Annotated in this window: 21 protein-coding genes, 2 tRNA genes and 1 pseudogene; 13 read left to right on the forward strand and 11 right to left on the reverse strand. The window is 71.5% G+C overall.

The window, feature by feature from the left end:
- Positions 1-55: 55 nt before the first annotated feature.
- The 6 genes from AB0I21_RS05575 to crtI form a co-directional block, all read right to left on the reverse strand.
- Positions 56-129: transfer RNA gene (locus AB0I21_RS05575), tRNA-Asp, on the reverse strand.
- 35 nt (positions 130-164) lie between these two features.
- Positions 165-237, reverse strand: a tRNA-Glu gene (locus tag AB0I21_RS05580).
- Positions 238-381: 144 nt separating this feature from the next.
- Positions 382-1269, reverse strand: coding sequence for a polysaccharide deacetylase family protein (locus AB0I21_RS05585; protein ID WP_360559230.1), 888 nt, complete (start codon positions 1267-1269; stop codon positions 382-384).
- 147 nt (positions 1270-1416) lie between these two features.
- Complete coding sequence (locus AB0I21_RS05590) at positions 1417-2292, reverse strand: MerR family transcriptional regulator (RefSeq protein WP_360559231.1); 876 nt, start codon at positions 2290-2292, stop codon at positions 1417-1419.
- The gene (gene idi / locus AB0I21_RS05595; RefSeq protein ID WP_360559232.1) at positions 2289-2864 is read right to left on the reverse strand and encodes an isopentenyl-diphosphate Delta-isomerase; all 576 of its coding nucleotides are present in this window, start codon (positions 2862-2864) and stop codon (positions 2289-2291) included. Before idi ends, AB0I21_RS05590 begins: the two co-directional genes overlap by 4 nt.
- Positions 2861-4357 (reverse strand): phytoene desaturase family protein, encoded by a 1497-nt coding sequence (gene crtI / locus AB0I21_RS05600; protein WP_360559233.1) that lies wholly within the window; start codon positions 4355-4357, stop codon positions 2861-2863. The genes idi and crtI overlap by 4 nt, the downstream gene beginning before the upstream one ends.
- A 116-nt stretch (positions 4358-4473) precedes the next feature.
- On the opposite strand from crtI, the pseudogene AB0I21_RS05605 reads away from it, so the two are divergent.
- Both AB0I21_RS05605 and AB0I21_RS05610 read left to right on the forward strand, forming a co-directional pair.
- A pseudogene (locus tag AB0I21_RS05605) lies at positions 4474-5382 on the forward strand (phytoene/squalene synthase family protein); the annotation flags it as partial.
- A 142-nt stretch (positions 5383-5524) separates the two neighbouring features.
- Entirely contained in the window at positions 5525-6796 is a 1272-nt protein-coding gene (locus AB0I21_RS05610) for a deoxyribodipyrimidine photo-lyase (protein ID WP_360559234.1), read from the forward strand.
- 7 nt (positions 6797-6803) lie between these two features.
- Here AB0I21_RS05610 and AB0I21_RS05615 read toward each other — a convergent pair whose 3' ends face one another.
- A complete protein-coding gene (locus AB0I21_RS05615) occupies positions 6804-7493 on the reverse strand; it encodes an HAD family hydrolase (RefSeq protein ID WP_360559235.1) in 690 nt (229 codons plus the stop codon).
- A gap of 40 nt (positions 7494-7533) precedes the next feature.
- Between AB0I21_RS05615 and AB0I21_RS05620 the strand changes: the two genes are divergently transcribed.
- The 4 genes from AB0I21_RS05620 to AB0I21_RS05635 all read left to right on the forward strand — a co-directional run bounded on the left by AB0I21_RS05620 (position 7534) and on the right by AB0I21_RS05635 (position 13021).
- On the forward strand, positions 7534-7707 hold the full coding sequence (locus AB0I21_RS05620) for a hypothetical protein (RefSeq protein ID WP_344500988.1): 174 nt from the start codon (positions 7534-7536) through the stop codon (positions 7705-7707).
- Positions 7708-7737: 30 nt separating this feature from the next.
- Entirely contained in the window at positions 7738-8766 is a 1029-nt protein-coding gene (locus AB0I21_RS05625; protein WP_360559236.1) for a hypothetical protein, read from the forward strand.
- 517 nt (positions 8767-9283) lie between these two features.
- Positions 9284-12457: a S8 family serine peptidase gene (locus AB0I21_RS05630; protein WP_360559237.1), complete on the forward strand. Its 3174-nt coding sequence runs from the start codon at positions 9284-9286 to the stop codon at positions 12455-12457.
- A gap of 108 nt (positions 12458-12565) precedes the next feature.
- Complete coding sequence (locus tag AB0I21_RS05635) at positions 12566-13021, forward strand: MaoC family dehydratase (RefSeq protein ID WP_344500994.1); 456 nt, start codon at positions 12566-12568, stop codon at positions 13019-13021.
- Between the two features lie 24 nt (positions 13022-13045).
- Here AB0I21_RS05635 and AB0I21_RS05640 read toward each other — a convergent pair whose 3' ends face one another.
- From AB0I21_RS05640 to fabG, 3 genes are all read right to left on the reverse strand, one after another.
- Entirely contained in the window at positions 13046-14113 is a 1068-nt protein-coding gene (locus tag AB0I21_RS05640) for an acyl-CoA dehydrogenase family protein (RefSeq protein ID WP_360559238.1), read from the reverse strand.
- 82 nt (positions 14114-14195) lie between these two features.
- Positions 14196-15377 carry an acyl-CoA dehydrogenase family protein gene (locus AB0I21_RS05645; protein WP_360559239.1) on the reverse strand — a complete coding sequence of 394 codons (1182 nt, stop codon included), beginning with the start codon at positions 15375-15377 and terminating at the stop codon, positions 14196-14198.
- On the reverse strand, positions 15374-16135 hold the full coding sequence (fabG, locus tag AB0I21_RS05650) for a 3-oxoacyl-ACP reductase FabG (protein WP_344501000.1): 762 nt from the start codon (positions 16133-16135) through the stop codon (positions 15374-15376). Before fabG ends, AB0I21_RS05645 begins: the two co-directional genes overlap by 4 nt.
- Before the next feature lie 191 nt (positions 16136-16326).
- Between fabG and AB0I21_RS05655 the strand changes: the two genes are divergently transcribed.
- The 5 genes from AB0I21_RS05655 (at position 16327) to AB0I21_RS05675 (ending at position 21513) form a co-directional block, all read left to right on the forward strand.
- Positions 16327-17331, forward strand: coding sequence for a hypothetical protein (locus tag AB0I21_RS05655; protein ID WP_360559240.1), 1005 nt, complete (start codon positions 16327-16329; stop codon positions 17329-17331).
- Entirely contained in the window at positions 17331-17951 is a 621-nt protein-coding gene (locus AB0I21_RS05660) for a hypothetical protein (protein WP_360559241.1), read from the forward strand. The genes AB0I21_RS05655 and AB0I21_RS05660 overlap by 1 nt, the downstream gene beginning before the upstream one ends.
- Positions 17952-17954: 3 nt before the next feature.
- On the forward strand, positions 17955-18752 hold the full coding sequence (locus AB0I21_RS05665) for an endonuclease/exonuclease/phosphatase family protein (RefSeq protein WP_360559242.1): 798 nt from the start codon (positions 17955-17957) through the stop codon (positions 18750-18752).
- A gap of 239 nt (positions 18753-18991) precedes the next feature.
- Positions 18992-20683 (forward strand): substrate-binding domain-containing protein, encoded by a 1692-nt coding sequence (locus AB0I21_RS05670; RefSeq protein ID WP_360559243.1) that lies wholly within the window; start codon positions 18992-18994, stop codon positions 20681-20683.
- Between the two features lie 83 nt (positions 20684-20766).
- A complete protein-coding gene (locus AB0I21_RS05675) occupies positions 20767-21513 on the forward strand; it encodes an NAD(P)H-binding protein (RefSeq protein ID WP_360559244.1) in 747 nt (248 codons plus the stop codon).
- Here AB0I21_RS05675 and AB0I21_RS05680 read toward each other — a convergent pair.
- Positions 21500-22960, reverse strand: coding sequence for a fused MFS/spermidine synthase (locus AB0I21_RS05680; protein WP_360559285.1), 1461 nt, complete (start codon positions 22958-22960; stop codon positions 21500-21502). The genes AB0I21_RS05675 and AB0I21_RS05680 overlap by 14 nt on opposite strands.
- A gap of 9 nt (positions 22961-22969) precedes the next feature.
- On the opposite strand from AB0I21_RS05680, the gene valS reads away from it, so the two are divergent.
- Positions 22970-25597 (forward strand): valine--tRNA ligase, encoded by a 2628-nt coding sequence (gene valS, locus AB0I21_RS05685; RefSeq protein WP_360559286.1) that lies wholly within the window; start codon positions 22970-22972, stop codon positions 25595-25597.
- The gene (locus AB0I21_RS05690) at positions 25597-26403 is read left to right on the forward strand and encodes a TrmH family RNA methyltransferase (RefSeq protein ID WP_360559287.1); all 807 of its coding nucleotides are present in this window, start codon (positions 25597-25599) and stop codon (positions 26401-26403) included. The genes valS and AB0I21_RS05690 overlap by 1 nt, the downstream gene beginning before the upstream one ends.
- Positions 26404-26924: the final 521 nt, after the last annotated feature.

Here is a 26924-nt window from a genome sequence, read left to right on the forward strand (position 1 = left end):
CGCTTTTCAGGCGGACGCTCGTGCCAACTGAGCTACCTGCCCAAGATGGGCCTTGCGGTCCTGACGGGACTTGAACCCGCGACCTCCGCCTTGACAGGGCGGCGAGCACTCCAACTGCTCCACAGGACCTTGCTCTTTGTTGCTACCCGGGCGAACCCGGGTCGTGCCCCCAACGGGATTCGAACCCGTGCTACCGCCTTGAAAGGGCGGCGTCCTGGGCCGCTAGACGATGAGGGCGGCCCCGCCATCATCGCATACTCTGCGACTTCTGCGGTGTTGCTCCCATCCGGCCCCGCCGGAGGCTTTCAGAGCATACGTGACCCCTTCCGCGAAAACCAAATGGGTATCCGTCGTGGTGTGGCGGCGGCGCCGGGGAGGCGCCTAGACGGGTAGCGCGACCAGCGTGAACTGCTGCTTCAGCTCGGGCAGGAGGGTCTTGTAGGCGGCGAGGGTGGCGCTGCGGTCGCCGCCGCCGTCGTGGGAAAGGATGACCGCGCCGGGCTTCGTGTTGTTCCTCACGTTGCTGATGATGTGCTGGGTCATCTGGTTGCCGGACCACTTCTTGGTGTTCCAGTCGGAGGGGTCGACGGTCCAGCCGAGGGAGACCATGCCCAGCTCCGTGGCGATCTGCACCGCGGCGGGGGTGAAGTTGCCGCCGGGGTGGCGGAAGTACTTGATCTGCGCGCCGGGGACGGCCTTGCGGATCTCGTCGTTGGTGCGCTGGAGGTCGGCGCGGATGGTGTCGGCGGACTTCTTGCCGAGCTTCTCGTCGTGCTTCCACGTGTGGTTGCAGAGGGTGTGACCGTCCTTGACGATCTCCTGCAGGTACTGCGGGAACTCCTGGACGGCGACGCCGACGACGCAGAACGTGGCCTTGATGTTGTGCTGGCGCAGCATGGCGAGCAGCTTCGGGGTGTCGGCGGACGGGCCGTCGTCGAAGGTCAGGGCGACCCCGTCGGTGCCGGTCGTGCGCATGATGCCGTCGGAAGGGGCGGTGGCGGACGCGGAGGCGGACGGCCCGGCCGAGGCCGACGTCGACGCCGAGGGGGCGGCGGACGCGGACGCGGACGGTTTGCCCGCGCCCGTGGCGGCCTGCGCGGTCGAGTCGCTGATCGGGTGCGCCTGCGTGCCACCGCCCTCGCCGCCGTCGACGACACCGGAGGACGGCCCGTGCCACGACACCGAGGAGGCGTCGGACGCGGCGCAGCCGGTGAGGGCCAGAGCGGCGGCGCTGATCAGCGCTCCTAGGGCGAGGCGGGTGCGGGTCATCGTCAGCTCCGGGTGTCGGTGGTCAGCATGGTGGCGAACGCACACGCTAATGACAAGACGCACCCGAAGGCCTCCTGCGTTCAGTCCGTGGCACGAACCCGGGAGTACCTCGTCAAGGGAGATTTACACAGACGAACAAAGGTGAAGTCAGTTGACCACCGAGGTGAGCAGCGCCAATGCCTCGGTCAATGTGGACGGTGCCGAGACGCCGGCGGGAAGTGCCGCCACGTCCCATCCGGGGCCGGCGGCGGCGACGATCAGCGGTCGCCAGGCGGCATCGAGGACCGGCGAAAGCTGTGCCGGGTCGCCGGTCGTGCGCAGCTGCGACCAGACCAGCACGGCCGCCGGGCCGGTACGCCGCACGGCGGTGGCGAGGGCCGTCGGCGGGACGCGGGCGCCGAGCATGCGGGTCCCGACGCCGGCCGTGGCGAGCGCGGCGCCGAGCGCCTCGATGGGCAGGCTGTGCTGCTCCTCGTCGGCGCAGGCGAGCAGGATGCGGGACGGGACGGTCGGGTCGGGGCGCGGAATGGCGCCGAAGACGGCCGAGACGCAGCCCGACACCAGGTGCTCGACCTCGACCAGGGCACCGGTCGCGGCGTGCCGGTCGCCGATGGCGGCGAGCACCGGCCGGAGCACCTGGTCCCAGGCGGCGACGACGCCGAGCTCGTGCACGGCCGCCGCGACCCGCTGCCGCACGGCCGGCGCGTCCAGCCGCAGCGCGGCCCGGTACAGGCCGCGCGAGGAGGCGGCCGTATCGGCGACGAAGGAGCCCGACACGGCGGCAGGGGCGGCGGCCGACCGCAGGGCCCAGCGGGCCGCCTCGTGCGGGGCGACGCCCTGGACGATCAGGCGCTGCATCGTTTCGAGACGTTCGATGTCCTGTTCGGTGTACCGGCGGTGGTGGCCGGGCTCATGCAGCGACGGGCCCATCCCGTACCGCTGGTGCCAGGTCCGCAGGGTGGTCACGGCGACGCCGAGCCGCCGGGCCACCGCGCCCGCCGAATACGCCGCCGCGGCCGTCATGCCGTCGAGCCCCGCCAGACGGACACGACCCCGGCCAGCCACGGTGCGTACAGGTCCGGGGAGTGCGACAGCCGCGCCTCGAGATCCTCGACGGCGACCCATTCGAGGGCGGCAACTTCTTCGGGATCAACTGCACCTAAAGCCAACGAATCCGAAATGTCCGACGCGTCGCCGACGAGCACGTGGTCGTACTCGTGCTCCACCCGCCCGGACGACGGGTCGGAGGCCTGGTACACGTACACCCCGACCTCCCGCAGGGGAACGCCGCTCACGCCCAGTTCCTCGACGAGCCGCCGGGCCGCGGCGGACGTGACGGTCTCGCCGGGCGCGGGGTGGCCGCAGCACGCGTTGGCCCACCGCAGCGCGAACCGGGTCTTCACCGCCGCCCGCTGCTGCAGCAGGAGCCGCCTGTCGCCGTCGACGAGCAGGACCGAGAACGCGCGGTGCAGCAGCCCGGGCGCCCGATGCGCCTCGTCCACCGTCATCGAACCGACCGCCCCACCACCGTCGTCGACCAGCTCGACAAGGTGAGACTCACGAGAAGAAGACGACGAAGAATACGACGTGCTCAAGACACCACCCCCGTAATACGCTCCGCCGCCAGGCGGCCGGAGATCAGGACCATCGGCACGCCGACACCCGGCTGCGTCCCGGACCCCACGAAGACCACATTGGACAGTGTGGGGTGGAGGTTGCCCGGCCGGAAGGGCCCGGTCTGCCGCAGGGTGTGCGCCGCCGCGAACGGCGTCCCCGCCGCCATGCCCTGATCGGCCCAGTCCGCCGGGGTGATGAAGCGCGACACCTCGATGCCGTCGCCGAACCCGACGTAGCCGCGCCGCTCCAACGTGTCGATGAGTTCGCTGCGGTACGTGCCGCGCAAGGTCCCCCGCCAGTCCAGCAGCGGCGCGGTGAGGTTGGGCGTCGGTGCGAGCACGTAGTAGGTCTGCCGGCCGTCCGGGGCGAGCGACGGGTCGGTGCGCGTGGGGTTGGTGACAAGAATGGACGGGTCGCTCATCAGCCGGCCCTGGTTGATGACCTCGTCGAAGGTCTCCCGCCACGCCCGGCCGAAGTGGATGTTGTGGTGGGCGATCGCACCGTACGCCTGCCGCGACCCCACGTGCAGCACCACGCACGACGGCGAGTACCGCAGCCTGCCCAGCATCGGGTTGCGCCACCGGGCGGGCGGCAGCAGGTCCCGGTAGGCCACCGGCAGGTCCGGGTTCAGCACGACGGTGTCGGCGGCGAACCGGCGCCCGTCGGCGCACACCACGCCGGTCGCGCGCCCGCCGCCGACGGAGACCGACGCGACAGGACTGCCGTAGTGGATGGTCACGCCGTGCTTGGTGGCGACGTCGGCGAGCGCCCGCGAGACCGCGTGGATGCCGCCCTTCGGGAAGTAGACGCCGGCGACGGAGTCGAGATAGGCGATCACCGCGTAGAGCGCGAGCGCCTGGTGCGGCGCGACCCCGGCGTACATCGCCTGGAAGGAGAAGATCCGCCTGGTCCGTGGGTCCTTGAAGTAGCCGTCGACCTTCGACTGGAGCCGGCCGAAGCCGCCGCGGGCCACCAGCCGCCACAGGTTGGCGGTGACGAGGTCCCGCGGGCGGTCGAGGTTGCGGTCGATGAAGTCGTCGCGCTCCAGCCGCCACAGCTCCCGCGCGTCGTCGACGAAGCGCAGGTAGCCGTCGGCCTCGCGGGAGCCGCAGACCCGGGCGACCTCGCCGGCCATCCGCGCGGTGTCGGCGATGACGTCGAGCGTGGAGCCGTCGGGGAAGTGCGCGCGGTAGGCCGGGTCGAGCCGGGTCATCGGCAGCCAGCCGGCCAGGTCCTCCCCGACGGTGCCGAGCAGGTCCTCCAGCAGCGACGGCATCGTCAGCACGGTGGGACCGGTGTCGAACTCGTAGCCACCGAGGCTGAGTTTTCCCGCCCGGCCACCCGGGTAGTCGTCCCGCTCCAGGACGGTGACCTCGCGGCCCGCGGCGGCCAACCGGATCGCCGCGGCGAGCCCGCCCAGCCCCGCCCCGACGACGACCACCCGATCGGTCGGACCCGTCACCGACCGCATGACCGAAGACCTGTCACCAACCGCATGATCAAAGCCCTTTCACTACCCGCATCACCGAAGCGTAGCGTAGGCTCGACCTTGCGTCGATTAGTGCGTCGATTCAATCGGAGGCCACCATGGAGTCAGCGCCCCTGACCGCCGCCTACGAGCGGTGCCGTGCGCTGCACCGCCACCACGGCCGGACGTACTACCTGGCGACGCGGCTGCTGCCGGCCTGGAAGCGCCGCCACGTGCACGCGCTCTACGGGTTCACGCGCTACGCGGACGAGATCGTCGACCGCACCGAGCGGCTGACCCCGCAGGACCGGGCCCGCGAGCTCGACGCCTGGAGCGACGCGTTCGTGCGGGGGCTGCGCGGCGCGCCGACCGACGACCCGCTCCTGCCCGCGGTGCTGCACACGATCCAGGTGTTCGACATCGACCTGGAGGACTTCCGCAAGTTCCTGGCGAGCATGGCCATGGACCTCACCGTCACCGGCTATGCCACGTACGACGACCTGCTCGACTACATGGAGGGCTCGGCGGCGGTGATCGGCACGATGATGCTGCCGATCCTCGAGTCGAGCGACCGGGCCGCCGCCCGCGAGCCCGCCCGCCAGCTCGGCCTCGCGTTCCAGCTCACCAACTTCATCCGCGACGTCGCCGAGGACCTCGACCGCGGGCGGATCTACCTGCCGGAGGAGGACCTGCACCGGTTCGGGGTCAGCCGCGAGGACCTGCTGGCAGCGGCCCGCGAGCGGCGCAGCAGCCAGAAGATCAAGAGCCTGGTCCGGTACGAGGTGCAGCGCGCCCGGCAGCACTACATCGCGGCCGCGCCGGGGATCCGGATGCTGGCGCCCAGCTCCCAGGCGTGCATGCGGGCGGCGTTCCGGCTGTACGGCGGCATCCTCGACGCCGTCGAGGCGCAGGACCACGACGTCTTCGTCCGCCGCGCCACCGTGCCGAAGGCGCGCCGCATCGCGGTGGCGCTGCGCTGCCTGCTGACCCGCCCGGGCGCCCCGGTGCCGATCCCCGGCACCCCGGCCGGTGCGCTCGACCCGCAGCCGGAGATGCCGCCGGTCGTCGTGCCGCTGTCCCGCGAGCCCGCCACCGAGCTGCACCTGCCGGCCGTCCTCGACCTGCGCGGCACCGCGGCATGACCGCCGTCGTCACGCGGGGGACGAGCGTATGAAGACCGCGGTCGTCCTCTTCACCCGTGACCTGCGGGTGCATGACAACCCGGCGCTCGCCGCCGCCGCCCGCGCCGCGGAGCGGGTCGTGCCGCTCTTCGTGCACGACCCCACGCTGCGGGCCGGCGACAACCGCCGCCGGTTCCTCGACGAGAGTCTCACCGACCTGAAGGCGTCGCTGCGGCAGCGCGGCGCCGACCTCGTCGAGCTGCGCGGAGATCCGGCCGCGGAGTCGGTACGGGTGGCGAAGCGCACCGGCGCGGAAGGCATCGGCGTCGCCGCGGACGTGAGCGGGTACGCCCGCGAGCGGGAGCGCCGCCTGGCGGACGCCTGCGCCGCCGAGCGGATCGCGCTGAAGACCTTCGACGGCGTCACGGTCGTCCCGCCCGGCGCGCTGCGCCCCACCGGCGGCGCGGGCCATTACAAGGTCTTCACGCCGTTCTGGCGGGCGTGGCAGGCCGCCGGCTGGCGCGACGTCGAGGACGCGCCCCGCAAGCTCCGGCTCCCCGACGACCTCCCGGCGTCCTGGTTCCGGGACCGTCCCGCGAAGGCCGGCGGCGGCGAGTCCGCCGGGCGGCGCAGGCTCACCGCGTGGCTGCCGCACCTGGAGGGCTACGAGGACGGCCACGACGCCATGGCGGCCGACCGGACGTCCCGGCTCAGCCCGTTCCTGCACTTCGGCTGCCTGTCGCCGCGGGAGGTGGCGGCCCTGGTCCACGGCCGCGCCGGCGCCGAGCCGTTCCTGCGGCAGCTGTGCTGGCGCGACTTCTACCAGCAGGTGCTGTTCGCGTTCCCCGACCTGCGGCACAAGGCATACCGGGCGTCGGCGGAGGACCGCTGGCGCGACGAGTCCGACGCGCTGCAGGCCTGGCGGGAGGGGCACACCGGCGTCCCGGTCGTCGACGCCGGCATGCGGCAGCTGCTCGCCGAGGGCTGGATGCACAACCGGGCCCGCCTCATCACCGCCTCCTACCTGACCAAGCACCTGGGCGTGGACTGGCGGGCCGGCGGCGACCACTTCTTCGACCTGCTGCTGGACGGCGACGTCGCCAACAACTACGGCAACTGGCAGTGGGTCGCCGGCACGGGCAACGACACCAAGCCGTACCGGCGCTTCAACCCCGTCAGGCAGGCGCACCGCTTCGACCCGGACGGCGACTACGTGCGCCGCTACGTGCCCGAGCTGGCCGACGTCGAGGGCAAGGCCGTCCACGAGCCGTGGAACCTGCCCGAGCCCCCGCGCCGCTACCCGGCGCCGCTGAAACTCTAGGCGGGCTCTAGGCGGTGAGCGCGACGCGGAACGCGGTGGTCAGCGCCTCGTCGAGGTTGTCCAGCAGGTCCTGCGGGTCGGCGTAGACGGCGGCGGCGCCGTGGTCGAGCAGCTCCGCCGCGCACAGCCCGCCGCTGGTCAGGCCGATGCACGGGATCGACACCTGCCCGGCCGCCTGCACGTCCCAGACCGAGTCGCCGACGAACACGACCTCCCCGGGGTCGAGCCCCGCCCGCCGCAGCGCCACCTCCACGATGTCCGGCGCCGGCTTGCTCTCCCCGGCGTCGTCGGCGCTGGTCACCGTGTCGATGACCGCGTCGGCGTCCAGGCACCGCAGCAGCGCGCCCAGCTCCGGCTTCGACGCCGACGTGGCGAGCACGTTGCGCAGCCCGCGGCCGGCGCACGTCTCCAGCAGCTGCCGCGCGCCCGGCAGCCGGCGCAGCGCCGTCCAGTGCGCCGCGTACAGGCTGGCGTGCGCGGCCCGCAGCGCGTCGTCGTCGCCGGGGTCGTGGCCGGGACCCAGCAGGTGGTCCAGGATCTTGTCCGACCCCATCCCGATCGCCCGGTGGACGCGGGCCGACGGGACGTCGTGGCCGAACTGCCGAAACGCCTGCCACCAGGCCGTCGTATGCAGGTAGACACTGTCGATGAGGGTCCCGTCGACATCAAAAAGCACACCGGTCACTGGTTTGGTCATGAAACCGTTGTACCCACCGACGGGGGGTTTCACTGGAGGTATGACCGAGCAACAGGTGCGGATCCTGGAGCCGTTCCCCGGCTTCGACGTCGACGAACTCGGTGACTTCGCCGTCGAGCACTGCAGCGTGACCCTCGCCGATCAGCTGGCGGGCGGTCCGGAGCACGCCCGAGAGACGGAGAGCCCGAAGGGGCTGGCTGGCATGGACGATTAGGGCCGACGGCGTTTGGGCAAGCGTCACTGCATGGTTCGTGATGCCCTCGCAGACGTCGTGCGGTTCGTGCCGTCACTGCTGCTGTTCATCGTCATCCTTCTGCTCGGCTGGGCCGTCGCGGTCGCGCTGCGGGAGGTGGTGCGCAAGCTGCTGGCGAAGGTCGGTTTCGACCGGCTCGCCGACCGCGGCGGTGTCGGCCGGGCGTTGTCGCGTGCGCGCTTCGACGCCGGCGACCTGATCGCCAAGCTCGTCTACTACGCGGTGCTGCTCTTCACGCTGCAGATCGCGTTCGGCGTGTGGGGCCCCAACCCGGTGTCCGACCTGATCGACGACGTGGTGTCGTGGCTGCCGAAGGCGGCCGTCGCCGTCGTGATCGTGGTCGTCGCCGCGGCGCTCGCCGGCGGCCTGCGCGACGTCGTCACCGGCGCGCTGGGCGGCCTGCCGTACGGGCGGCTCCTGGCGAACCTGGGGTACTGCTTCGTGCTCGGGCTGGGCATCATCGCGGCGCTCAACCAGATCGGCATCGCCACGTCGGTGACCATGCCGGTGCTGATCGCGGTGCTCGCCACGGTCGCCGGCATCCTCATCGTCGGGGTCGGCGGCGGCCTGGTCCGGCCGATGCAGCAGCGCTGGGAGGGCTGGCTGAGCCGCGTCGAGCAGGAGGCGCCGGCCGTGTCCGAGCGGGTGAAGGCGCACGCGCAGTCCCGCCGCGAGGAGTCGGAGGCCCGCCGGGCCGCCGAGGAGGCCGCGCGGCTGGCGGAGGCCGAGCGCGAGGCCGAGGCGGCCAGGCAGGCCGAGGCGGTGCGCCAGGCAGAGGAGGCCCGGCAGGCCCGCCTGCTGCAGGCAGCGGCGAACGAGCCGTCCGCGGGGGCGGACGCCCCGACGATGGTGGTCCCGACCGTGCCGCCGACCGTGCCGCCGGCCGTGACCCCGCCGGCCGTGACCCCGCCGCCGGCGAACCCACCGGCCGGCGGGCAGATCCAGGTGCCGTCGCAGCGGCCGGTGGAGAACGCCGACCAGACGGTGGTCATCAATCCGCCGCCCCGCGACGACGCCTGAACGTTTCCAGCGAAACCCGCCCGAAAGGGCGGGTTTCGCCATTTCCGGACCTTTTCTCCGCCAATAGGTGCGATCGACATAGCAATACCTTGCTATGTGTTAATGCCATGCCCTCAGCAACCCTCGACGTTGCCCTACAACCTCTGTTCGGCGCGATTCTCGGGAGTGACGGCCTCTGTTCCGCGCTGCGGAAAACTGGCATGTTGTGACGGCGTATATCGAGCATTCGGGATATGCGGCGCCGGCGTGCGCGTAGGCCGAGGGTGGGCCACGTCGGAGCAGCACCACGGGGGAGTCAGTAACAACCCTTCGGACACAGCCCGTCCTGAGAGGGGGCATGATGAGCCGACGGACATGGGTGCGCGCCGCAATGGCGTCCGCACTCGTTCCGCCACTGCTCGTGATCGTCTCGGCAAGCCCGAGTCAGGCAGCACCGGTGCAGAGCGGCAGCTTGACATCGGTGCCGGGTGCGACGCTGGCCAAGCAGAGCTCGGCCGCGAAGTCACCCACGAGTCGCATGGCAAAGACCGACCAGTCCCTGCTCAACCGCACCGACAGCACCCGGCTGCCGATTGCGGTGAAGCTCGACTACGACTCGACCGCGACATATGCCGGCGGTATTGCCGGATATGAGGCGACGAGCCCGTCAGTCACCGGTAAGGCGCTTTCCGGAAGTACCGCGGAACAGCGTTACGAAAGCCGCATCAAGGCAATCGAGGACAAGTTCCTCGGGCAGCTGCAGAAGCAGGTTCCGGACGCCAAGGTCGGCCAGAAGCTGCGGACCGTCTACGGCGGTATCGCAATGTCGGTGCCGGCGAACAAGATCGGCGCGATCCTCACGCTCGACAACGTGGTGGCGGTCCAGTCCGACGCCGCACGCGCCCCGCAGACCGACTCCAGCACCAGCTTCATCGGTGCCGACCAGGTCTACCCGTCGCTCGGCGGCAAGCCGAACGCCGGCAAGGGCGTCATCTTCGGCTCGCTCGACAGTGGCGTGTGGCCGGAGCACCCATCGTTCGCGGACAACGGCAACCTCGGCGCCCCGCCCGCGAAGGCGGACGGCACGCCGCGTGCCTGCGACTTCGGCGACAACCCGCTCACCCCGGCGGCCGACCCGTTCGTCTGCCAGAACAAGCTCATCGGTGGCAAGGGCTTCCTCGACACCTACAACGCGCTGCAGCCGATGGAGATGTTCGGGTACACCGCCCGCGACTCCGACGGTCACGGCACCCACACCGCGTCGACCGCCGCCGGTAACCCGGTCGCGTCGGCGCAGGTCCTCGGGGTCGAGCGGGGGCCGGTCAACGGCGTCGCGCCCGGCGCCTGGGTCTCGGTGTACAAGGTCTGTGGCGCCACCGGCTGCTACAGCACCGACTCGGCCGCCGCGGTCGCCCAGGCGATCAAGGACGGCGTCAAGGTCATCAACTTCTCGATCTCGGGTGGCGCGAGCCCGTACACCGACATCGTGGAGCTGGCGTTCTTCGACGCCTACAAGGCCGGCGTCTTCGTGGCCGCCTCCGCCGGCAACTCCGGCCCGGGCGCGTCCACGACCGACCACCTGTCGGGCTGGGTCACCACCGTCGCGGCGTCGACCCAGAAGCGTTCCTTCGAGTCGACCCTGACCGTCGCATCCACCGACGGCACCTCGGCGACGTTCAAGGGCGTCTCGATCACCCAGGGGGTCAGCACCCCAACGCAGATCGTGATGGCGTCGGCTCCGCCGTACAGCAACGCGCAATGCACCGCGCCGGCACCGGCCGGTCTCTTCACCAACAAGATCGTCGCGTGTGAGCGCAGCCCCGGCCGCATCATCAAGGGCTTCAACGTGCGGCAGGGTGGTGCCGCCGGCATGATCCTGTACAACGCCACGCCCGCCGACGCGCTGAGCGACAACCACTGGCTCCCGACGGTGCACCTCGCCGACGGCACCAGCTTCCTGTCCTTCATGGCCGCCCACGCCGGCAACAAGGCGTCGTTCACGGCGGGCACGAAGGTCATCGGCACCGGTGACACGATGGCGAGCTTCTCGTCGCGTGGCCCCGGCGGCCAGTTCATCAAGCCCGACATCTCCGCCCCCGGCGTGCAGATCCTGGCCGGCCAGACGCCGGTCCTGGACGACGCGGCCGGTGGCCCGCCCGGCCAGTACTTCATGGCGATCGCGGGCACCTCGATGTCGTCGCCGCACATCGCCGGCTCCGCCATCCTGGAGAAGGCGGCCCACCCGGACTTCACCCCGGGTCAGATCAAGTCCTCGCTGATGACCACGGCGACGACCAACGTGAAGAAGGAGAACGGGACGACTCCGGCCGACCCGTTCGATCTCGGCGCCGGTCGGGTCCAGGTCAACCTCGCGGCCAACCCCGGTCTCACGTTCGACGAGACGGCCGACCGGATGTACGCGCTGGGCAACGACCCGGTCAACGCGGTGCAGATCAACCTTCCGTCGGTGAACGCCCCGGTCATGCCGGGCAAGCTCACCGCGGTCCGCACGGCGAAGAACGTCTCCGGCAAGACGCAGACCTACAGGACCGAGGCGACCTCGCCGGCCGGCTCCTCGATCACTGTGTCCCCGGCGATCTTCACCGTGAAGGCGGGGGAGACCGCGACCATCAACATCACCATCAAGTCCAACGCCCCCAAGGCGCAGTACTTCGGTGAGGTCCGGTTGAAGCCGGTCAGCTCGAGCGTGCCGGCGCTGCACCTGCCGGTGGCGTTCATCCCGCAGCAGGGTGACATCACGGTGACGCAGTCCTGCACGCCGCCGTCGCTGACGCTGCTGCAGAACAGCACCTGCACCGTGAAGGCCACGAACAACACCTTCAACGACACCACGGCGGACTTCACCACCACGTCCACGATCAACCTTCCGATCGTCGGCGCGAACGGTGCCACGGTGGTCAACCCGTTCAAGGCCGAGAAGAAGGGCGCGTCGCTCGCCGGCGCGATCCCGGGCACGCCGTCGATCGCCCCGGGCACCATCGCCGGGTACATCCCGCTCGACCTGTTCGGGGGCACGCTGGTGACCCCGATCGGCGATGAGGACCTGACGACGTTCAACGTGCCGTCGTTCAAGTACAACGGTGTCGAGTACTCCTCGCTCACCGTCGACTCGAACGGCTACCTGTACCCGGGCAGTGACGACAGCCGTGAGAACAACAACTGCTGCGACATCACCCCGATCCCGAACCCCGCGAGGCCGAACAACGTCCTCGCGCCGTTCTGGACCGACCTCGACGGCACGGGCGCGACTGGTCTGCTGATCAACGTGCTCACCGACGGCGTCGGCACCTGGACGGTCGTCGAGTGGCGGGTGAACGACTTCGGCACGCTCAACCAGCGCCGCTTCCAGGTCTGGCTGGGCTCGGGCGGTCCGCAGGACATCGCGATGTCCTACGACTTCGGGACGATGGGTGCGCCGCCCGCCGGGCAGAACCTCGTCGTCGGGGCCGAGAACGCGTACGGCAACGGTGGTCAGGGCCTGCCCGTGAACACCCTGCCGAGCACGGACCTCTACGTGACCAGCACCGACCCGGTGCCGGGCGCGTCGACGTCCTACACCGTCACGGTGAAGGGTCTGCTCCCCGGCACCGGCAGGGTCTCCACCTCGGTGGTCACCCCGGCCGTCCCGGGCACGACCGTCGTCAACACCGACATCGGCGTGACGCTGAAGCTCAACCGCATCGGCACGTAACAGCGCCCTTGCAAGGCACATCCTGGTGACGAAGACGGCCGGTCCCGAGCCACGGGGCCGGCCGTCCGTTGTTGACGAATGTTGCACTTGCTGTGCAGGATCAGGGGTATGCGAACGTTTGCGAACGGCGGCGAGTTGCTGGCTTCAGTCGGCGAGGTCCTCGGCCACAGCGACTGGCGGGAGATCACCCAGGAGCACATCAACCTGTTCGCCGAGGCCACCGGCGACTTCCAGTGGATTCACGTGGACGCGGAGCGGGCCGCGGCCGGACCGTTCGGCACCACCATCGCGCACGGCTTCATGAGCCTGTCGCTGCTGCCGGTCCTGGTCTCCGGCGTGTACCGGGTGGAAGGCTCCCGGATGGGCATCAACTACGGGCTGGACAAGGTGCGGTTCCCGTCGCCGCTGCCGGTGGGGTCCAAGGTGCGCGCCACGGTGCAGCTGCTGTCCGCCGAGGACATCGGCGAAGGCTGGCTGCAACTGAAGAACAAGGTGACCGTCGAGCGCGAGGGCCAGGAGAAGCCGGTCTGCGTCGCCGAGTCGCTGACCCGGCTCCTCCTGTAACGCGACGCCTCACGCAGCCCGGACTCAGCCCGGCAGCGACACCAGGTCGGCCAACGCCGTGCGATGAGCGGAGGCCGACCCGAACGTCGCCGCACTGGCGCGGGCCCGCTTCAGGTACAGGTGCGCCGGGTGCTCCCAGGTGAAGCCGATCCCGCCGTGCAGCTGCACGCACTCCTCGGCGGCCTTGACCGCCACCGGGGAGCAGAACGCCTGGGCGACGGCCGCCGCGACCGGCAGGTCCGGGTCGCCGGTCGCGAGGCAGCCCGCCGCGTAGCGGGCCACCGCGCGGGCCTGCGTGACGCTCACCCACAGGTCCGCGAGCCGGTGCTTGACCGCCTGGTACGAGCCGACCGGCCGGGCGAACTGCCGCCGGGTCTTCACGTATTCGACGGTCGTGGTCAAGCACCAGTCCGCGACGCCGAGCTGCTCGGAGGCGAGCAGCGCCGCCCCGGCCAGCAGCGCCCGGTCCACGGCGGCCGCGGCGTCGGCGGTGACCAGCCGCCCCGGCGCGCCCGCGAACGTGACGTCGGTGAGCGGACGGGTCAGGTCGAAGCTGACCACCGGCACCCGCCGCGCCGCGGCGGCGTCCACCGCGTAGAGCCCAGCGGCGGAAGGCACCAGCAGTACATCGGCCGCCGCGGCGTCGACGACGCTGGTGACGGTGCCGTCCAGCCGGTCACCCCCGGCGGTGACGGTCCACGGCTGCGAGGTCCGCCAGGACAGCGGCACCGCCAGCGTCGCCGTCCGGCTGCCGGCGGCGACCGCGTCGAGCAGCGGGTCGCCGGTGCCGGTCAGTGCGGCCACCGCCAGGACGGAGCTGCCGAGGAACGGCACCGGCGCGACGCTGCGACCGAGCTCCTCCATCACCACCGCGGTCTCCCGCCACGACGCGCCCGCGCCGCCGGCCGCCTCGGGCACCGGCAGCCCGGCCACCCCGAGGTCGACGGCCAGGGACCGCCACAGCTTCAGGTCGACGGGTTCGGCCGACTCGATCCTCGCCAGCACCGCCTCGAACCCGGCCCGGTCGCCCAGCAGCGCGCGCACGCTGGAGCGCAGCTCCTCCTCGACCTCGCTGTACAGCAGATCGGTCATGCCGCCACCTCCGCTTCGCTCCGGCGTCGGCCTGCCCCGAACCTGTCACATGATGAGCGGCCCCAGCCGCTCCGCTGTCCGCTCATTTCGGCAGGTCCTTCCACGCGACGTCCTTGTCGAGCCGGTGCTCCGGCGGCAGTCCCAGGACCCGCTCCGCGACGATGTTGCGCAGGATCTCCGACGTGCCGCCCTCGATCGAGTTGCCTTTCGCGCGGAGGTACCGGTAGCCGGCGGTCCGGCCGGAGAAGTCGACGATGGTCGGCCGCCGCATCGTCCACTCGTCGTGCCGCAGCCCTTCCTCGCCGAGCAGGTCCAGCTCCAGGCCGGAGATCTCCTGGTTGAGCCGGGCGAAGAGCAGCTTCGCCGCCGAACCCTCCGGGCCCGGCTGGCCGGCCGCGAGCTGCTGGCGCAGCCGCATTCCGGTGAGCCTGGCCGCCTCCGCCTCGACCCACAGCCGCAGCAGCGCGTCGTGCAGCGCCGGGGTCCGCAGCTCGGGCCGCTCCCGCCACAGGTCGGCGACGATGCCGATGCCGCCGCCCTCGCGGGGCGCCGCGCCGCCGCCGATCGCGACCCGCTCGTTCATCAGCGTGGTCTGCGCGACCGCCCAGCCCTCGCCGACCGCGCCGAGCCGGTCGGTGTCGGGGATCCGGACGCCGGTCAGGAACACCTCGTTGAACTCGGCCTCGCCGGTGGCCTGGCGCAGCGGCCGCACCTCCACCCCGGGCGCGGTCATGTCGAGCACGAAGTACGTGATGCCCTGGTGCTTCGGCACGGCCGGGTCGGTGCGGGCGATGAGGATCGCCCACCGCGCCTCGTGCGCCATCGACGTCCACACCTTCTGGCCGTCGACGACCCACCCGTCGCCGTCCCCGTCGCTCACCCTGACCGCGCGGGTGCCGAGGCCGGCGAGGTCGGATCCGGCGCCGGGCTCACTGAACAGCTGGCACCACACCTCCTCGCCCGTCCACAGCGGGCGCAGCCAGCGCCGCCGCTGCTCGTCGGTGCCGTGCCGCAGGATCGTCGGGGCCGCCATGCCGAGGCCGATGCCGATGCGCCGCGGGTTGTTGTCGGGGGCGCCCGCCGCGGCGAACACGTCCTCGACGGCCGCCTGCTCCTCCCGCGGCAGGCCGAGCCCGCCGAGACCTTCCGGGAACTGCACCCACGCGAGCCCGGCGTCGAACCGGGCCCGCAGGAAGTCCCGCGGGTCGAGCGCGTTGGGATCGTGCGCGGCGAGGAACTCCCTCGCCAGGTCCGCCGGCTTCAATTCAGCGGTCCTCCCGCCACGTAGATGACCTGCCCCGAGACGAAGCCCGCGCCCTCGCTCGCCAGGAACGAGATGGTGTGCGCGACGTCCGCCGGCACGCCCACCCGGCGGACCGGGATCCGCTCGGCCGCCGCCTGCTGGAACGCCTCGAAGTCGACCTTGACCCGGGCGGCGGTCGCGGCGGTCATGTCGGTCGCGATGAACCCGGGCGCGACGGCGTTGACGGTGACGCCGAACGGGCCCAGCTCGATCGCCAGGGTCTTCGTGAAGCCCTGCAGCCCGGCCTTCGCGGCGGAGTAGTTGGCCTGGCCCCGGTTGCCGAGCGCGGACGACGACGACAGGTTGACGATCCGGCCGAACTTCGCCGCCGTCATGTGCGTCTGCGCGGCCCGGCTCATCAGGAACGCACCCTTCAGGTGCACCCCCATCACCGTGTCCCAGTCGCTGTCGCTCATCTTGAACAGCAGGTTGTCCCGCAGCACCCCGGCGTTGTTGACCAGGACCAGCGGCGGCCCGAGCTCGCCGGCGACCCGGTCGACGGCGGCGGCCACGGCCTGTGCGTCGGCGACGTCCGCCCCGACGGCCAGGGCGCGCCCGCCGGCGGCCTGGATCTGTTCGACAGTGTCCTTGCAGGCGCCCTCGTCCAGGTCGAGCACCGCCACGGCGTGCCCGTCGGCGGCCAGTCGGAGGGCGGTCGCGGCGCCGATGCCGCGGGCCGCGCCGGTCACGATCGCCACGCGGGCCTGTGTGTCAGTCATGCCTCCGATCCTCACCCGTGAGACACGGTCCTGAAAAGGCACTGCAAGTGCAGATTGTTCACACCACCCGCGTCATATGTCCGATTGGCGGAATTTCCCGCAAGTTCCCGGCGGGGAACCGTTCAGGTGCGGCACGGTTGCGCCGATGGTCTCAGCGTCACACGGAAGAGACGGCACCACGGGGGGCACGGATGAACGGCAACACGATCAAGAAGGCAGTCACGCTGGCCGGTTTCGCCGCCCTGGCGGGTCTCGGGACGATGATCGGTTCGACCACCGCTTCCGCCGCTCCCGCCGGCGCCTCCGCTGCGGCCTTCGGTGGCAAGGCCGTCGCCTACGTGCGGGCCGGCGTCATCTACAGCAGCGACGGCTACAGCGAGGTCCGCCTCACCGAGGACGAGGTCAACGCCCGGCCGCGGTTCAACCCCGACGGCACGAAGCTCGCGTACCTGCACAACAACACGGTCTGGGTGATGAACGCCGACGGCAGCGGCAAGCGCCAGGTCAGCGACCGGGTCTCCGGCGGCGCCTCGTGGTCCCCGGACGGCAGGTGGATCGCCTACGCCGCGCTGTCGTGCACCGGCGGCCCCGGAGTCTTCCGCGTCGCGGCCGACGGCCCCGAGGGTCCTGAGGGCTCTGGGTCGCAGCCGCTCTTCCCCGCCTCCTGCCGCGACCAGGCCGTCCCCGAGGTCGCGTACATCACCGAGCAGGCAACCGAGCAGGCCGGCCCGGTGAAGCTGGTGGACCGGCTGCGCACCGACGACGCGGTCGCCTGGTCGCCCGACGGCACGAAGATCGCGTTCCGGGGCGGCGAGTGCGAGTCGATCGCCGACAACTGCCTGAGCGTCGGCACCGTCGAGACCGGCACCGAGCGCGCCATCGACTACTACGGCGGTGGCGGCAGCGGCACCAGCGGCTTCGGCGTCGTCCCCGCCTGGTCGCCCGACGGCCGGAAGGTCACCTGGACCACCTACACCGAGGACGGCACCGCGGTGCGGGTCACCGAGGCCGACGCCGACGGCGGCAACCGGCACCAGATCGGCGCCGCCGACGACCGCGAGATGGTCTACGCGGGCACCCGCACCGGCGTGCTCACCGCGTCGCACCAGGGCCACTCCTGGGTGACCGCGGTCGACCTGGCCACCGGCGCGCGGACCCCGCTGCACCAGGGCTCGCAGCCGACCGTTCAGGCCTGATGGCCAGACACCTGCTCGGCATCGCGCTGGCGCTCACGCTGGCGTCGTGTGGCTCCGGTCCGACACCTGTCGGGCCGGAGCCTTCGCGTTCGGCGACCGGCGGCGCGCTGCTCGCCGTCGAGGACCTGCCCGACGGCTACGTGACCAGCCCGCCGCAGGTGGAGCCCGAGGTCAGCGGGGACAGCACGGTCAGCGTCGCCGGCTGCGGCGCCCTGATCGACCGGTTCCGCGGGGGCGGCACCGGTGTCCGGTTCGAGGGCGGCTCCGCCGGACCGTTCCTCGCCGAGGAGGTCTCCGCGGATCCGGATGCGGTGGATGTACTGCGGGAGCTCGGCACCCGGTGCGCGGCCTTCACGGACACCGATCCCGGCGGCGGGACGACCAGCGTCACGGTGACCGACGCCGGTCTGCCGAGCCTCGGCGACGAGTCCGCGGCGGTCCGGATGGCGGCGTCCGGCGGCGCCGGCGACGACGCCTACACCCTCGGGGGCTACCTGCTCGTCGTCCGCGTCGGCGGCGCGACCTGCACCCTCGTGCACTTCGGCCAGCCGGAGGTGGACCGGGCCGAGACCGAGACGATCGCCAAGGCGGCGGTGCGGAAGCTGCGGCGGCCACAATGAGGCATGCGGCTGGGCACGTTCAACCTCATGCACGGGCGGTCACTCGCCGACGGGCAGGTCGACGCCGGCCGCGTCCACGCGACGATCGCCGCGCTGGACACCGACGTCCTCGGGCTGCAGGAGGTCGACCGGGGCCAGCACCGCAGCGGCCACGCCGACCTCGCCGCGATCGCGGCCGACGCGCTGGGTGCGGGGCACGTCATGTTCGTGCCGGCGGTGGTCGGCACCCCCGGCGAGGGCTTCCGGACGGCGACCGACGGCGACCAGGACGGGACCGACCCGCACTACGGCGTCGCGCTGGTGAGCCGGTATCCGGTGGTCGAGTGGCGGGTGACCCGCCTGCCGGCCGCCCCGCTGCGCTCACCGCTGCTGGCCGGGCCCCAGCTGCTGTTCCTCGACGACGAGCCGCGGGTCCTGATCGCCGCGGTGCTCGAAACCCCCGCGGGGCGTGTGACGGTCGCCACCACCCACCTGTCCTTCGTCCCCGGCTGGAACGTCCGGCAGCTCCAGCTGGTCCGCCGGGCGCTGCGGCCGCTGCCGGCACCGCGCGTGCTCCTCGGCGACCTCAACCTCCCCGGCGGGCTGCCCCGGCTCTTCTCCGGCTGGCACCGGCTCGCGCGCCTGCCGACCTTCCCGGCGCCGGCGCCACGCGTGCAGTTCGACCACGTGCTGGCCGACGGGCGCGGCATCGAGCGCCTCCCGCGGGTCCTTCGGGTGGCGGCCCCGCCGGTGCCGTTCTCCGACCACCGGCCGCTGGTTGTGACACTCCGTGACCGGCCGGGCACGCTGAAGATCGATTAGGGCAGATTTAAGTGCGAGCGGAATGCCTGCTTGCGGCGGTTTGTCCCGGCATGATTGCGAACCGTGTTCGGATAACTACGATTCTTCGGTGCCTTGTAGATTGGGCGTTCGTTTGTTGGGATGCGTACCGTCAGTGATTTCCAACCGAAGGTACAAGGCCGCAGAGGCCGCCGGTCCGGAGGATAAGAGCCGTGAAAGGTCGCCACCGCTCAGCGGGGTCGTCAGGCGCAGCGCTCAAGATGGGCGCCGCCGCCGTCGCCGTGCTCGTAGTCCTCGCCGGCAGCTGGTATGCGTTCCGGAAGTACTCCCAGCCGTCGTGCGGTGCGTCCACCAAGCTCACGGTCAGCGCACCCTCTGACATCGCACCCGCGCTGAAGCAGCAGGTCGCCGACTGGTCCGCGCAGGCCAAGACCGACGACGGCTGCGTCGACGTCGAGGTCATCGAGGCCGCGTCCGCCGACGTGGCCGCCGCGATCGCCGCGACCTCGAAGAAGTCCCTGACCGGCGTCGGCCAGGCCAACGGCAAGACCCGCATCCCCGACGTGTGGGTGCCCGACTCGTCCCTGTGGCTGCAGCGCCTCCGCGCCGTCAACCCCGCCGGCCTCCCCGCCGACGCCAAGTCGATCGCCCGCAGCCCCATCGTCGTCGCCGTCCCCGAGCCGATCGCGACCACCTCCTTCGGCTGGCCCCAGACGAAAATCAAGTACACCGACCTGATCGGAAAGGTCGCCGGCGACCAGAAGGTCAAGCTCGGCATCGTCGAGCCCAGCCGCGACTCGACCGGCCTCGCCGGCCTGATGACCCTCGCCGCCGCCGCGACCGCCTCCGCCGGCGGCAACCAGACCCAGGCCACGCAGACCGCGACCGCCGCCCTCCGCGCGCTCGCCGCCGGCCGGTCCTCACTGCGCGACGACCTCATGCAGAAGTTCCCGCGCGGCTCCGACCCGCAGGCACTCAGCGCCGGCCTGACCGTCGCGCCGCTGTCGGAGCAGGCCGTCATCCAGTACAACGCCCAGCAGCCGCCGGTCCGCCTCGCCGCCATCTACGCCGAGCCCGCGCCGCTCGCACTCGACTACCCGTTCGTCATCCTCAGCAAGGAACGCACCGCCGCCGCCGAACAGCTGCTCAAGGTGCTCGGCGGCGACCAGTTCCGGGACCGGCTCGGCGCGATCGGCCTCCGCGGCTCCGACGGCGTCGCCGGCAAGGGCTTCCAGACCCCGACCGGCGCACCCACCTCCCTGACCGCCGGCCAGGTCCCCGACGCCGCCGCCATCGAAGGCCTGCTCACCAAGTGGCAGGCGATCACCCTCCCGGCCCGCATGCTCGCCGTCATCGACGTGTCCGGCTCCATGCTCACGAAGGTCCCCACCGCCGGCGGCGCCGACCGCATGACGGTGACCCTCGAGGCGGCCCGCCGCGGCATGCAGCTCTTCGACGACTCCTGGGCCCTCGGCGTGTGGACCTTCTCCACCCAGCTCGACGGCGCCAAGGACTACAAGCAGCTCGTCCCCATCGGCCCGCTGGTCAGCCAGCGCAACCAGTGCCTCCAGGCGCTGCAGGGCATCCGCCCCAAGCAGAACGGCGACACCGCCCTCTACGACACCATCCTCGCCGGCTACAAGGCCGTGCAGAGCGGCTGGGACCAGGGCCGGATCAACTCCCTCATCGTCATGACCGACGGCGAGAACGACGACCCCGCCGGCGGCCTCTCCCTCGAGCAGCTGATCGCCGAGCTCAAGGCGACCGCCGACCCGGCCAAGCCCATCCAGGTCATCCTCATCGGCATCGGCGACAAGGTCGGCGAGGGCGCCATGCGCCAGATCACCGACGCCGTCGGCGGCGGCACCTTCGTCGCCCCCGACCCGGCCAAGATCGGCGACATCTTCCTGCAGGCCATCTCGCTGCGCGGCCAGGCCGCCCAACCCAAGTAGCCGTCACCCGCGTCCAGCTCACCGCCCCGCCACGATCCTGCACCGCACGGGATCACGGCGGGGCGGCGGCGCATACTGGGTGTGTGATCGCGGTGACCGGGGCGTCCGGGCAGGTCGGCAGGCGAGTCGCGGCGGGGATCCCCGAGGCGCGGCGACTGACCCGCAAGGACGCCGAATACGGCGACACCGACCGGATGCGGCAGGCGCTCGACGGGGTCGAGACGCTGTTGCTGGTCTCGGCGCGCGAGTCGGACGACCGGGTCGCCGAGCACCGCAGCGCCGTCGACGCGGCCGTCGCCGCCGGCGTCCAGCGGATCGTGTACCTGTCGTTCGCCGGCGCCGCACCCGACTGCACCTTCACGTTCGGCCGGGACCACTGGCACACCGAGCAGCACATCCGGCAGACCGGCCTGCGCTGGACCTTCCTGCGCGACAACCTCTACCAGGAGATGCTGCCGATGCTCGCCGGCCCCGACGACGTCATCCGCGGCCCCGCGGCCGACGGCCGGCTCGCCGCCGTCGCCTACGACGACATCGCCGCGAGCGCCGTCGCGGCACTCACCCAGGACGGGCACGACGGACGGACCTACGAGCTCACCGGGCCCGAGGCGCTGACCATGCACGAGGTCGCGGCCCGGCTCGGCCTCACCTACGTCCCCGAGACCGTCGAAGAGGCCTACGCGTCACGGGCGCACTACGGGGCGCCGGCGTTCGAGGTCGCCGGATGGGTCAGCTCCTACGAGGCGATCGCCGCCGGCGAGCTCGCGACCGTCAGCGACGACGTGCGGCACCTGACCGGACGGGACCCGAAACCGCTCAGTCCCAGGTGAGCAGCTGGTCGACCGGCGCGTAGTCGTCGGTCAGGACCCGCGCTCCGCCGACGAACGCGCGAAGCTCCTCGCCGGTCAGGGAGTCCGGCATCGCCCGTACCGGCGACGTGGAAGCGAACACGACGAAGTTGCTGCCGGTCTCGCCCCGCAACGCGGGCTGCGGCGCCACCAGGGTCACGAACGGGAACACGGCGGCGATGGTCGCGACCTCGGCACGGACGAAGCGGCGGGCCGGACCGTCGATGACGTTGAGCGCGTAGACACCACCCGGACGCAGCACCCGCCGGACGTCGGTGACCAGCTCACGGGTCGTGAGATGCCACGGGACCGCGAGATGGCCGAACGCGTCACCGATGACCAGGTCACGCGACGCGGACGGCTGGCGGCGCAGACCCGCGCGGGCGTCACCGGTCTCGACCCGCAGCAGCGGACCCGTCCGCAGACCGAGCCGCCGCCGGTCGAGCTCGACGAGCGCCGGATCCAGCTCCAGGACGAGATTGTCGCTGCCCGGACGGGTCGCGGCCACGTACCGCGGCAGCGTGAACCCACCACCACCCACATGCAGCACATCCAGCGGACCCGCCGGCAGACCGTCCACATAGGACCCGATCCACCGGGTGTACGCGTACTCCAGATGCTCCGGGTCGCCGAGATCCACATAGGAGTGCTGGGCACCGTTGAGGAACAGAACGCGGCCCTCACCCCCCTCCTCGCCGACCGAGGCACACGTGTAGGCGGTCTCCACATCGCACGGGGAAGGGGTGACGATGCCGAGCGGCACGCCGATCACGACGAACGCCGCGGCCGCCGACAGGTTGCCGGTGCGCCGCCAGTACCCGCCGAAGCCGAAGCCCGCAAGCGCCAGCACACCCGCCAGGACCAGCAGGATCACGCTCGTCGGCACAGTGGCCACCAACACGAACCCCGTCGCGAACGTCGCCGTGATCGCGCCGAGCGTGCCGACGCTGGACAGCCGGCCCACCACCCTGCCCGTGTGCGCGAGATCGGCCAGCTGCAGCTTCACCACCAGCGGGGTCACCGCCGACAGCAGCGCCGCCGGCACGAACAAGGCCATCGCCGCGAGCAGCAGCACACTCGACGGCCCGGCGTCGCGCAGCCACGCACCGGCCACCCGGACGATCGGCAGCGTCGCGGCCGTCGCGGCGGCGCCCAGCAGCAACAACGGCGACAACAGCCGGCGCGGGTCGCCCCGCCGGTCCGCGAGCCAGCCACCGGTCCACGCGCCATACGCGATCGCGGCCAGGGCCACACCGATGATCGCGGTGCTGCTCGACAGCGTCACACCGACGTACGGCCCGACGAGCCGCAGCCCGACGATCTCCAGGACGAGCACGGCACCGCTGGTCAGGAACACCAGACCGGCGGCGATGCGGTTATTGAGGGGTGTCGCGGCATCCACCGCTCTAGCATGGGGCACATGTCCGATTCGACGCGCATACCCGCCAAGCCGACCCTCGATGGCCTCGAGGCGCGCTGGGTAAAGGTATGGGACGCCGAAGGAACCTACCGATTCGACCGGACCGCCACCCGCGACAGCGTGTTCTCGATCGACACGCCACCGCCGACGGTGAGCGGGGCACTGCACATCGGCCACGTCTTCTCCTACACACAGACCGACGCGATCGCCCGCTACCAGCGCATGCGCGGCCGGGACGTGTTCTACCCGATGGGGTGGGACGACAACGGCCTGCCCACCGAGCGGCGGGTGCAGCTCACGTACGGGGTGCAGTGCGACCCCGCCCTGCCGTACGACGAACACCTCGTCATCACGAAGACCCCCGGCGGCCCGCCCCAGAAGATCAGCCGGCGGAACTTCATCGACCTCTGCAAACGCCAGACCGAGGTCGACGAGCAGGCCTACGAACAGCTGTGGCGCAACCTCGGCCTGTCCGTCGACTGGACCCTGCTCTACACGACGATCGGCGACCGGGCCCGGACCGCCGCCCAGCAGGGATTCCTCAACAGCCTCGCCCGCGGCGACGCGTACGCCGTCGACGGCCCGACCCTCTGGGACGTCACGTTCGGCACGGCGGTCGCGCAGGCCGAGCTCGAAGACCGCGAACGCCCCGGCGCCTACCACCGGATCCGCTTCGGCGACTTCACCGTCGACACGACCCGGCCCGAGCTGCTGCCCGCCTGCGTGGCCCTGGTCGCGCACCCCTCCGACGAGCGGTTCCAGCCGCACTTCGGCACGACCGTGCGCACCCCCCTGTTCCACGTCGACGTGCCGCTGCTCGCCCACCCCCTGGCCGACCCCGCGAAGGGCACCGGCCTCGTGATGGTGTGCACCTTCGGCGACCTCACCGACGTGACCTGGTGGCGCGAGCTCGACCTGCCGACCCGCACCGTCATCCAGCGCAACGGCCGGCTCGGCCTGCAACCCCCGCCCGGCGTCGACGAGGACCAGTACGCACTCGTCGCCGGCCTCACCGTCAACCAGGCCCGGGAGAAGATCGTCGCGGCACTGCGCGCCGACGGCATGCTCGAAGGCGAGCCACGGCCGATCACCCACGCGGTGAAGTTCTACGAGAAGGGCGAGAAACCCCTCGAGATCGTCGGCACCCGCCAGTGGTACATCCGCAACGGCGGCCGCTCGCCAGAACTCCGCGCCGCGCTGCTCGCCCGGGGCCGCGAGCTGCAGTGGACCCCGGCCCACATGCGCTCCCGCTACGAACACTGGGTCGAAGGCCTCACCGGCGACTGGGTGATCAGCCGGCAACGCTTCTTCGGCGTGCCGATCCCGCTCTGGTACCGCCTCGACGACGACGCTCACCCCGTCCACGACGACCCCATCGTGCCTTCGGCGCTGCCGATGGACCCGAGCAGCGACACGCCACCCGGCTACGACGAGTCGCAGCGCGGTCGGCCCGGCGGGTTCATCGGCGACCCCGACGTCATGGACACCTGGGCGACGTCCTCGCTGACCCCGCAGATCATCGGCGGCTGGCTCGACGACCCCGACCTCTTCACCCGGGTCTTCCCCATGGACCTGCGCCCCCAGGCCCACGAGATCATCCGGACCTGGCTCTTCTCGACCGTGCTGCGCGCCCACGTGGAGCACGACGTGCTGCCGTGGAAGCGGGCGTCGATCGCCGGCTGGATCGTCGACCCCGACCGCAAGAAGATCGGCAAGTCCAAGGACAACGCCGGCGACTCCCCGGAAGCCATGCTCGAACGGCACGGCGCCGACGCCCTGCGCTACTGGGCGACCAGCGCCCGCCCGGGCGTCGACACAGCCCTCGACGTGAACCAGATGAAGATCGGCCGTCGCCTGGCCACGAAGCTCCTCAACGCGAGCCGCTTCGTGCTCGGCTTCCCCGTGCCCACCAGCGGAGCCGTCACCGAGCCCGTGGACCAGGCCCTGCTGGCCGCCCTGTCCACCGTGGTGACCGAGGCGACGGCGGCCTTCGAGGTGTACGACTATGCGCGCGCCCTCGAACGCACCGAACAGTTCTTCTGGTCCTTCTGCGACGACTACCTGGAGCTGGTCAAGTCCCGCGCCTACGGCGAGCTTCCCGCCGCCGACTCCGCCCGGACCGCTCTGACCACGGCGCTGTCGACCCTGCTGCGGCTGTTCGCCCCGTTCCTGCCCTTCGTGACGGAGGAGATCTGGTCCTGGTGGCAGCCCGGCTCCATCCACCGCGCCGCTTGGCCGACCGGCATTTCCGCCACTGACGGCGGACCGTCCTCCGCCGCTGACGGCGGGCCTTCCTCTGTCGCTGACGGCGGACCGTCCTCCGCTGCTGATGGTGGCGCCTCCTCCGTCGCTGACGGCGGACCTTCCTCTGTCGCTGGTGGCGGCCCCTCCTCTTCTCGTCAAAATCCCTCATCCGCCGACATTTCCGACATTTCCCCTTTGTCGGTCGCGACGGCGGTGCTGGCGGCGGTGCGGAAGGCGAAGTCAGCGGCCCAGCAGTCCATGCGGGCCGAGGTGGCGCTGCTGGCGGTGGCCGGCCCCGCGGCCGTCCTGGAGCAGGTCAAGGCCGACCTGACCGCGGCCGGCAACATCCGGTCGTGGGCCATCACCGACGCTGAGGAACTGTCCGTTACCGTCACGTTGTGATGGAACTCCAGGCCATCGGGGTCCAGCACCCCGCCGTGCGGCAGGTGCAGCACATCCAGAACAACACCGCACCAAACCGCTACAAGCTCTTCGTCGCCGAGGGCCTCTGGGCGCACAACATGCTCCTGGAGGCCGGCGCGCCGATCGACACGTTCTTCTGGTGCCCCGAGGCGATCTACGCCGACGAGGCTCACCGCCGCGCCGAGGAGATCGCCGCACGGGCGGACCGGTCGTTCCGGATCTCGCTCCGGACCCTGGAGAAGATCTCCGAGCGCGACAAGCCCGACGGCCTGCTGTCCCTGGCCGCCCTGCCCCGCTGGGACGCCGACGATCTCCGGTTCGGCAAGACGTCGCTGGTACTGGTCGCCGACGGCCTCGAGATCCCCGGCAACCTCGGCACCCTGATCCGGTCCCTGGACGCCTGCGGGGCCGACTGCCTGGTGCTCACCAACCGCAAGACCCGCCTGACCCACCCGAAGGTCATCCGCGCCAGCCAGGGCGCGATCCTCACCGTGCCGACGATCGAGTTCGAGCAGACCGCCGACGCCGTCGCCTGGCTCCAGCGCCACCGGTTCACGGTCCTCCTCGCCGACACCGACGAGGCGGTCAACTACCGCCAGGCAAACTACTCGGGCCGCACCGCCCTCGTCGTCGGCAGCGAACGCTACGGCATCGGCAAAGAGTGGTACGGCCACGGCTACCAGCGCGTCGCGGTCCCCATGCTCGGCTCGGGCGACTCCCTCAACGTCTCCGTCTCCGCCTCAGTCCTCCTCTACGAGGCACGCGCCCGCAAGTCGTCCTGGTAACCCACGCCGCGGACCGCTGCGTGACGCACGCGCCCCTGGCTTCGAGCACCCGCCGGTAACCCCGCCAGCACCAGCACCAGCACCGGCGACGAAGACGCGATGATCGTGCGCGACGAACGTCCGCCAGTTACACGCGCTACCAACGTCCGCCGAGAACACGCGCTACCAACGCCCGTCGGTAACACGCGCGACGAACGCCCGTCGGTTACACGCGCTACGTACGTCCGCCGAGAACACGCGCTACCAACGCCCGTCGGTAACACGCGCTACGTACGTCCGCCGAGAACACGCGCTACGAGCGACTGCCGGTCATGCGCGTCCGCGGACGGGTGCCGGTAACGCGCGCCTGCGAGTTGGACGGGTCGGTGGGTCCGCTGGTCGATGGCTGGCAGCACCGTGTCGGTGGGCAGCCTGCGCTGAACGTTCGCGGGTCCGGAACGCTTCGGGCTGGTGCCGCACCGCCTACTTGGCAACCTACACCACGCCTGCAAATTGACCTTCAAACCCGTATCCAGGACAGT

It is taken from the genome of Dactylosporangium sp. NPDC050588 (assembly GCF_040654975.1).
Taxonomy (GTDB): Bacteria; Actinomycetota; Actinomycetes; order Mycobacteriales; family Micromonosporaceae; genus Dactylosporangium; species Dactylosporangium maewongense.